Origin of the sequence: Geminicoccus sp., assembly GCF_036263595.1 — a bacterium.
GTDB lineage: Bacteria > Pseudomonadota > Alphaproteobacteria > Geminicoccales > Geminicoccaceae > Geminicoccus.
This window is the reverse complement of sequence record NZ_DATAGQ010000112.1, coordinates 1-8345: the sequence shown is the minus strand read 5'-3', so window position 1 is coordinate 8345 and position 8345 is coordinate 1. Positions and strand designations below refer to the sequence as shown.

Here is an 8345-nt window from a genome sequence, read left to right as displayed (position 1 = left end):
CGCCCTTCTTCGACAGGCCAGCCAGCCGCTCCTCGACGTCGAAGAAACCAGCCTGACCCGCCATGCCCGCCTCCTACCAGACTGGCCTCATCCCACCACCGATGCCGGACACGCACGAGCGGTTTTTGGAGGTGTCCAGCTGGCTCTCTTCTCGTAGCGGGTAGCAATGGCGCGCCACTCCTTGAGCCTGGCCCACAAGCGCTCCACCCGGTTGCGATTGTTGTAGATCCAGCCGGGACAAGCGACCGGTGCCTCGTGCCGCTGCGGTGGGATCACCGGTCGTGCGCCCAGGTTCCAGATGCGCTCGCGGAAGGCATGGCTGGTATAGCCGCGATCCGCCACGACCCAGCGCGGCATGGCCGGCAGACGGGCAAGCAGGCCCATGGCCTGCGGCACTTGCTCCGCCAGAGAAAGCTAACGAGGCAGCGCCATTGGACGCCGGTGCGGTCGAGGAGGCGATCCACCGGACACTGACGGGCGCTGCGCAGGTGCAGGTCCAAGCGTCGGACAACACGCTGATTCTCTCGGGAACGGTTGCAACCGGTTTGGATGCACAGTCGGTCGTAGCGGTTGCGCGTGGTCACCTCGGGGAGGGGCAGACGCTGGTGAACCAGATGACCATGCTGTCGACGATCCAGGTAAACGTGCGGGTCCGCGCGATCGAGATCTCTCGCGAAGTGACGCGCGAGCTCGGCTTCAACTGGCAAGCCTTGTTCAGCAGCGGCAGCTTCGCCATCGGCTTTGCCACGAGTGGTGCTGTTACGCCGCTCTACGCAGGCGCTGTGGTAGGCTCGCAGATCCTGAACGCGCTCAACAACCGGCCAGCGAACATTGTGGGCAGTGGGCTGCCCAACCGGCTGGGCATCGGCTATCGCTCATCCAATCTGGACATCAATGCCTTGATCGATGCCCTCGCCGCCGATCAGCTCATCACTGTGCTGGCGGAGCCGAATCTGACTGCGCAATCGGGTGAGACGGCCAGCTTCCTGGCAGGCGGCGAGTTTCCGATCCCGGTCGCTGCCGACGACGAGCAGATCACCATCGAGTTCAAGCCGTTTGGTGTCAGCCTATCCTTCGTGCCGACCGTGTTGTCGCCCGAGCGGCTGAACCTCCGCGTGCGGCCGGAAGTGAGCGAACTGTCCGAAAACGGTGCGATTACAGTTCCGCTGGCGACCAGCACTGTGCGCATTCCCGCTCTTTCGGTGCGCCGGGCCGAAACCACTGTCGAACTCGGCAGCGGGCAGAGCTTTGCCATCGCAGGCCTGTTGCAGCGCACTTCCTCCCAGCTCACCAATGGTGTGCTCGGGCTTTCCGAGGTCCCTGTGTTAGGCTCCCTGTTCAAGTCAGAGGCCTTCCGGCGCAACGAGACCGAGCTGGTGATCATCGTCACTCCTTATCTCGTCCGCCCCGTTTCCAATCCGGAGGCTCTGTCGACGCCGCTGGACGGCTTCCGTGCCGCCACGGACATCGAGCGGATCCTGCTCAACCGCCAAGTTGCTCGCGGCCTTCAGCCCGCCCCGATGGGTACCAAGCCCTTCGATGCCGGCTTCATTCTGGATTAGAGTGCATGCTCCGACCGCTCACGGCACTCCTGGTCCTGCTCAGCTTGGCCGCCTGCAATGCAGATCCCTACGATCGTCCCGGCACCCTGCAGCCTGCCGGCGTCAACGACCTAAACCTGCAGGCTATGCTGGTAGAGCCGGCTCATCTTCACCATGGGATTGGAGCCGTGGGCTCGCATGGCCCGACGGCCGCCGATGCCGTCGATCGACTGCTGAATGGCAAGCGCTACCCGCTGCCCGATACCTACATCATAGTTCCCGATGAATAGATCCGCCCCATGAAGAGGGACATCATCGCATGACACCAGCGAATGCTCTGGCACTCGCCCGCGGTGCTGCCATCCCCCCGATCGATGCCGACCGTACGGCTCTTCTAGCTTTCGTGGCCGACGAGGAAAGCGAGGCCGCCATCCAAGCCGGTCTCGCGGACACGATGGCTGGCGCACAGATCCGGCGCGGCACGGCGCGCACTGCTGCACGCTTCCTGGCAAACGAGGCAACGCCGCGCGTCCTGCTGGTCGACATCTCCGGAATTGAGGATCCCATCAGCGCTCTGAACGAGCTGGCTGCGGTCTGCACGCCGGATGTCCGGGTGCTCGTCGTTGGAGACCGCTCGGAGGTAAGCTTCTACCGCGAGCTCATCCGTGACCTGGGGGTCGATGAGTACATCTACAAGCCGCTCACGCGCAGCAACGTCTCGGCCCTGTTCGGGCCCCTGGTGGTGCCGTCTACCGAGAAGACGGTGCAGCGCGGCAGCCAGATCATCGTCGTCTGTGGTGCACGCGGGGGCTGCGGGGCAACCACGCTGGCCGTGCATCTCGCACTGCAGCTGGAAGCCACCAAGGGGCACATCGCCCTGCTGGACCTCCATCTGCGCGGCGGGACAACGGCGATGATGCTGGCCACCAAGGTCGGCAACGGTCTTCGGGTGGCGCTTGAGGAGCCGGAGCGGGTGGACCCCCTCTTCGTCGACCGGATGGCAGCCACGGTCCAGGGGCGGCTTCGCCTGATTGCGGCCGAAGAGCCGTTCGAGGCGCAGCCCGAGCCGTCTCCTGAAGGTGTGATGCATTTGCTGGACATTCTGCGCCAACGGTTCAGCCATGTCGTGGTCGACCTGCCCAACCCGCCTTCGCCTTATGAGCGCCAGGTGCTGGCGGCGGCGCGGATCCCCATCGTGGTGTTCGGTCCCGATCTTGCCGGGGTCCGGGACGCGGAGGCGACCCGCAAGCTGATCACCTCTGTCTCGCCGAACAGCCAGCCAATCCTCGTTCTAAACCGCCTAGGTGCGCCCGGCGGAATGAAGCTGCCGTTGATCATCGAAGGCCTCGGCCGGCGCCCTGACGTGATCGTCCCCGACCTGCCGCGGCACCTGCCTCGCGCGGCAAACCTGGGACAGGCATCGGGGGCTGCCAGTGCATCTCTGCGCAAGGCGCTGGCACCACTTACACGGGAGATCTTCGGCATGAGGACCGACACGAGCGCACGCCCGTCCATCTTGCGTTGGCTGCTCGCCCGATGAAAACTTTCGGGCGCAGGAGCGATGTGCCGCTGGCCGTGAACGCGACTGCCGTATCGCAGCCGGTTTCGCCTACCGCCAAACAGCCGGCCGAATCCCCGGCCACACGGCTGCGCAGCCAGGTGATGGAGCGCGTGGACCCGGTGACCGCCTCTGTGCTGCCCGCAACCGAGCTGCAGATTCAACTTGAGGCGCTGGTACACGATCTGGCCAGCCGAGGGCGTCTGGAACTGGCGGCACATGAGCAGGCGCGGATCGCCGAGGAGCTCGCCTACGACATGGTCGGCTACGGCCCTCTGGAGCCGCTGCTCCGTGACGACAGCATCAGCGACATCATGGTGAACGGGCCGAACCACGTCTTCATCGAAGTGCGCGGCAAGATACACCGGGCCGACATCAGGTTTCGTGACTCCGCCCAGGTCGCGACCATCGGCCAGAAGATGGCAGCTGCCGCCGGCCGCCGGGTAGACGAGTCCAGCCCGCTGGTCGACTGCCGGCTTTCCGATGGCAGCCGCGTCAACGTGGTGTTCCCGCCGCTTGCCATCGACGGAGCATGCATCTCGATCCGCAAGTTCTCGAAGAAGAAAATTGACTTCGAGGCGATGGTCGGCTTCGGCAGCCTATCGCCCGCGGTCGCTCGTGTTCTGGAGATCGCGGCGCGGGCACGCCTGAACATCGTCATCTCCGGCGGTACCGGTTCCGGCAAGACCACGATGCTGAATGCGCTGAGCCGACTGATCGATCACGATGAGCGCGTCGTCACCATCGAGGACGCGGCGGAGTTGCAACTCCAGCAGCCGCATGTGGTGTGGCTGGAGACGCGTCCGGCCAACCTGGAGGGGAAGGGCGAGATCCACCAGCGCGAGCTGATCAAGAACGCACTGCGAATGCGGCCGGACCGGATCATCGTGGGCGAGGTGCGCGGTGCCGAAGCCTTCGACATGCTCCAGGCGATGAACACTGGCCATGACGGCTCGATCTGCACCATCCACGCCAACACTACCCGCGATGCGCTGACCCGCATCGAGAACATGGTGCAGATGGGCCTCGCCAGCCTGCCGGTGCGCGCCATCCGCACGCAGATCGCCAGCGCCGTGGACATCATCGTCCAGATCCAGCGGATGCGCGACGGCGGCCGCAGGGTTGCGCAGATTTCGGAGGTCGCCAGCCTGGAGGGGGATGTCATCACGATGAACGACATCTTCACCTTCGAGTTCGGCGGCGAGGACCGGAATGGCCGGATCCTGGGGCATTGGGTCACCCCGGGCATGCGGCCAAACTTCCATGACCGGCTGCAGTATTTCGGGCTGGGAGACGCCTGGATGCGGGCGCTGATCGATGCATGACACGAACCGCCTGCTCGCGCTTGGGGCGGCGCTTCTGGCGGTACTGCTGATCAGCGTCGCGACATGGCTGCTTGTTCGCGAGCGAAGCCGCAAGCTCAGGGGACGCGTCAATGAATTCGGTGTGCGGGGTCGTGTAGAGAAGGCGGCCGCGGATGCCATGCCCAGCATTCGTGTCGCCGCGCAGAGCGACCAGCCTTTCCGGCAGCGGCTGTCCCGGCTGCTTGGCTTCCATCCGGACCTGCCGGAGGAGCAGGTCCTGGCATGGCCGGTAGTGATGCTGCTGGCAACCGGCATCGGCCTGAGCGGCTGGTGGATTGCCGGTTTCTATCTGGGCAAGATGCTAGCGCTGCCGATGGGTATGATCAGCGCCGTGCTGGGCGCGCGCATGATCTTTCGCTGGCAGCACCGCAAATATTGCGACGCGCTGTTCAAGCAGGTTCCGGATGCGCTGGGGCTGATCCTGCGGGCAGTCCGGTCGGGGCTGCCGATGGCCGAGGCGCTGCGCAGCGTCGCCCGTGACATGCCGGCACCTACCGGACCGCAGTTTGCCCGAATTGTCGGGGAGACCGCCATCGGCAACAGCGTGGGGTCTGCATTTTTCCGCCTCTATGACCGTACCCAGGTGACGGAATACGGCTTCCTGGCAGTGACACTTGGCCTTCAGGCTCAGACTGGCGGCAGCCTAGGCGAGACCCTGGAGAACCTGGCGGAGATCGTGCGCAAGCGCGTAGCTCTGGCGGCCCGGGCCAAGGCATTGGCCTCGGAATCGACGACGTCAGCCGTAATCCTGATCATTCTGCCCTTCATCTGCGCCCTGGCGATGTCCGTGATCCGTCCAGGTTACCTGAATACATTCTGGAGCGAGCAGGCCGGCTTCAAGATGATGGTGACCGGGTTGACCCTGATGACGCTGGGCTCCCTGACCATCCGCTGGCTGATTCGCCGGGCGACGGAGGACTGATGGTCACGCCCACCGTCATTGCTGCAGTTGCCGCGGGCTTGGCTGCCCTCAGCCTCTCCGTCGTTGTCGCTATTCTGCTGGCGCACGTGGCTGAGGAGGGGGACCTCATCCGGCGGATCCGGGTAGTGATGCATCCAAGCGATGTGCAGACTTCTGCCGGGACGTCTCTGGCGCTCAGCGCCGCAAGCATGTTTGCCCGATTGGGTGAGGCGGCGCGTGGCACGGCTCTAATCTCGGCGCAGGATCTGGCCCAACTTGAGCGTGCCATCGGCGCCGCAGGGTTCGATGCTAGACGTGCGGCCTCGGCTTTCATCGGCATGAAGATCGTAGTGATGCTGGGTTTGCCGGTGCTGGGTTACCTTCTCGGTGCCGTGATGACCGAGACTTGGCTGATGCACGGCCTCTTGGTGGCGCCGACGCTGTTCTTGGGGGTGTTTGGGCCGAACTGGGTACTGCGGTTCCTGCGGGGACCCTATCTCAGGACACTGCGCAAGGGGCTGCCGGACGCGCTGGACCTCATGGTCGTGTGCGGCGAGGCGGGCCTCGGTCTCGAATCCGCGGTCAACCGGGTGGCACGTGAGATGGAGCGTTCTAGCCCAGCGGTCGCGCGAGAGTTCACGATCCTCAGCCAGGAACTGCGCATGCTGCCGGATCGCCGGGAGGCACTGATGCGAATGGGGGAGCGAACCAATCTTGAGGGCTACCGGCGCCTCGGTTCCACGCTGGCCCAGGCCCTACACTACGGCACGCCCCTTACCCAGGCACTTCGCGTGCTGGCGGCCGAGATGCGGCAGGAAAGGATGGTAGCTATGGAGGAGAAGGCAGCACGGCTTCCAGCCCTGCTGGTGATGCCACTGATCCTGTTCATCATGCCGAGCCTGTTCATTGTCCTGATCGGCCCGTCCATCCTCCAGCTCATGAACAACTTGTGAGAACGAGATGAGCACCTTGGCAGGCTCGCGTGTTCTGGTGCTCCTGCTTGGCTTGGCTGCGGCGGCCTGTACCGTCCAGGAGCGATCGGCGCTGCGCGAGCCAGACGAATCATCTCGCGTGCGGGTGGCCTCGGTGGCGGAAGCCAACGGACAGCCGGGCGTGGCGCTCTCCATCTATGGAGCCGAGGCAGGCAACCGACAGGACGACCCGCAGGCACAGGCCCGCTATGCGGCCGCGCTGATCCGCGCCGGCGGTCTGGCACAGGCGGACGAGGTACTGAACCGCGCGCTTGCCCGGATGCCGAACGCGCCCGAGCTACTCGTCCAGTCAGGTAGAATCCGGCTTTTGAGTGGCAGCCCGGAAGCGCTGTCCTTGTTCGAGGGTGCACTGGCCGTGGTGCCGGATGACGCAGAGGCGCTCAGTGGCAAGGCCGTGGCGCTGGATCTGATCGGTCGCCATGCCGAAGCATTGCCGTGGCATGCTGCGGCGGCCGAGGCCGCGCCGGACGATCTTGCCATCGCCAACAACCGCGCACTGTGCCTGATGCTGTCCGGTCGTGCCGCTGAAGCAATCGAGATCCTGGTGCCGCTGGCAAGGCGGTCGAACGCACCGGCACGTGTCATGAACAATCTGGCGTTGGCCTACGCGGCAACCGGCCATCCGGCAATGGCGCAGCGCGTAACACGCGATCCCATCGAGAAGAGCGACCTACAGCGCTACGCCCAGCTCCTGCAACTGGATCCTTCGTAGAGACTTCATACCTTGCGTTGGACGTCGCTTCGGCCAAGCCAGCCTTGGATGCCGAGGCCTATGTGCTGACCAACCCGAGCGTGCTCACTGGAACATATTCGCCTTGCGCAGCGAGCAGTACAATTCGGCCGCCCCTGGCGAGCTTCCAGGTCAAACACCGACACATGCTCAGCAGCTCTGCTGATCGTCAACAACGGCCACGCGTTTCACTTAGGCTGCCAGAGCCTATCTCGCTTCTATGGACACCTTTGATCCGCTCCTGAGGGAGCGAGAATGGTGGCCGAAGACGAGGCGGGAGTTCGTTTCTGCGTTCAAGCGCGAGACGTGGCCTTGCTCGAGAGCAGCAATGGTCCGTTGACGCAGGTGGCGGCCGAGCTGGGTGTTCAGCCCTCGGTGCTGCGGGCATGGCGGGCGGCGATCCCTGGCACGGTGATGCCGTCCCGGGCAGTGGCACCGCGAACGGGCACAGTCGGGCCGAGGGCAGCCTCGCTGGCCGATCTCGCCTCCCAGATCGCCAAGCTCAAGCGCGAGTTCGACCGGACGCGGATGGCGTGCGACGTCCAAAAAAGCCATCGGCATCTTCGCGGAGGTGCCGAGATGAGGTTTAGCTTCATCGAGCAGCATGGCTACACCTAACCGGTGCTCCTCATGTGCCGCGTGCTCAAGGTATCGCCGAGCGGCTACTACGCTTGGCGGTTGTGGCCCGAGAGCCTGTGAGCGGCCGCCGACCAACAGCTGCTTCAAGATCTACGACGGCTCCAGATCCGCCATCACGGCCGCTACGGCAGCCCCTTCTGATGCCGCGATGACGCCGGCTGATGGTCAGCATCTTGGCCAGCCATGGTGCCGCACCCTGCCCTACTCACTCCTAGGACTCTGCTGAAACCAAGACTGAAAAGCTCATCAGGAGGCACAAGTCGTAGGTGCTAGCCCTTGGCCCCACATGGCATGACACGCATCATTCGCACCATGTTCGTGCGTTGAACCCCACATCACGAACAAGCGGCGCCAAGGTCGACGCATGCCGAAGCCCGATTTCAACCTGCTAGTCGCCCTGGATGCGCTGCTCACAGGAGGCAGCGTTGCGCGCGACGACAGGCGATCCGCTGCTGGTCAGGACCGGACGCAGCCTGGTTCCTATGGAGACTGCCGCGAAACCCTGGCCTTGGCCGTGCTGCTGTGATTCGATCCTGGTGAAGCAGGATGGGGGCGTCCGATGGTGCGCAAGGCGGTGGGTCAGGTGAGCCTGGTGGAAGCGCTGCTGCCGGCGGCCTTTG

Annotated in this window: 8 protein-coding genes and 2 pseudogenes; 9 read left to right on the top strand and 1 reads right to left on the bottom strand. The window is 64.6% G+C overall.

The genetic code is table 11. The annotated features are described in order from the left end of the window. Positions 1-87: 87 nt before the first annotated feature. Positions 88-405: pseudogene (locus tag VHL31_RS10220) on the bottom strand (transposase); the annotation flags it as partial. A gap of 26 nt (positions 406-431) precedes the next feature. Here VHL31_RS10220 and VHL31_RS10215 point away from each other — a divergent pair. From VHL31_RS10215 to VHL31_RS26635, 9 genes and pseudogenes are all read left to right on the top strand, one after another. Continuing rightward, on the top strand, positions 432-1562 hold the full coding sequence (locus tag VHL31_RS10215; protein WP_329661104.1) for a type II and III secretion system protein family protein: 1131 nt from the start codon (positions 432-434) through the stop codon (positions 1560-1562). Between the two features lie 5 nt (positions 1563-1567). Further along, the gene (locus VHL31_RS10210; RefSeq protein ID WP_329661103.1) at positions 1568-1831 is read left to right on the top strand and encodes a hypothetical protein; all 264 of its coding nucleotides are present in this window, start codon (positions 1568-1570) and stop codon (positions 1829-1831) included. A 29-nt stretch (positions 1832-1860) separates the two neighbouring features. Beyond that, complete coding sequence (locus VHL31_RS10205; RefSeq protein ID WP_329661102.1) at positions 1861-3081, top strand: AAA family ATPase; 1221 nt, start codon at positions 1861-1863, stop codon at positions 3079-3081. Continuing rightward, positions 3078-4424, top strand: coding sequence for a CpaF family protein (locus VHL31_RS10200; RefSeq protein ID WP_414653692.1), 1347 nt, complete (start codon positions 3078-3080; stop codon positions 4422-4424). Before VHL31_RS10205 ends, VHL31_RS10200 begins: the two co-directional genes overlap by 4 nt. Beyond that, on the top strand, positions 4417-5385 hold the full coding sequence (locus VHL31_RS10195) for a type II secretion system F family protein (RefSeq protein ID WP_329661100.1): 969 nt from the start codon (positions 4417-4419) through the stop codon (positions 5383-5385). Before VHL31_RS10200 ends, VHL31_RS10195 begins: the two co-directional genes overlap by 8 nt. Then, positions 5385-6317: a type II secretion system F family protein gene (locus tag VHL31_RS10190; protein ID WP_329661099.1), complete on the top strand. Its 933-nt coding sequence runs from the start codon at positions 5385-5387 to the stop codon at positions 6315-6317. Before VHL31_RS10195 ends, VHL31_RS10190 begins: the two co-directional genes overlap by 1 nt. 7 nt (positions 6318-6324) lie before the next feature. Then, entirely contained in the window at positions 6325-7068 is a 744-nt protein-coding gene (locus tag VHL31_RS10185; protein ID WP_329661098.1) for a hypothetical protein, read from the top strand. Positions 7069-7398: 330 nt separating this feature from the next. Further along, positions 7399-7704 (top strand): transposase, encoded by a 306-nt coding sequence (locus tag VHL31_RS10180; RefSeq protein WP_329661097.1) that lies wholly within the window; start codon positions 7399-7401, stop codon positions 7702-7704. Positions 7705-8089: 385 nt separating this feature from the next. Beyond that, positions 8090-8204, top strand: a pseudogene (locus tag VHL31_RS26635) (LysR family transcriptional regulator); the annotation flags it as partial. Positions 8205-8345 lie beyond the last annotated feature (141 nt).

Coding starts and splice junctions, on each gene's coding strand:
- VHL31_RS10190 (WP_329661099.1), top strand. CDS start 5,385: ATGGTCACGCCCACCGTCATTGCTGCAGTTGCCGCGGGCTTGGCTGCC.
- VHL31_RS10185 (WP_329661098.1), top strand. CDS start 6,325: ATGAGCACCTTGGCAGGCTCGCGTGTTCTGGTGCTCCTGCTTGGCTTG.
- VHL31_RS10195 (WP_329661100.1), top strand. CDS start 4,417: ATGCATGACACGAACCGCCTGCTCGCGCTTGGGGCGGCGCTTCTGGCG.
- VHL31_RS10210 (WP_329661103.1), top strand. CDS start 1,568: ATGCTCCGACCGCTCACGGCACTCCTGGTCCTGCTCAGCTTGGCCGCC.
- VHL31_RS10200 (WP_414653692.1), top strand. CDS start 3,078: ATGAAAACTTTCGGGCGCAGGAGCGATGTGCCGCTGGCCGTGAACGCG.
- VHL31_RS10205 (WP_329661102.1), top strand. CDS start 1,861: ATGACACCAGCGAATGCTCTGGCACTCGCCCGCGGTGCTGCCATCCCC.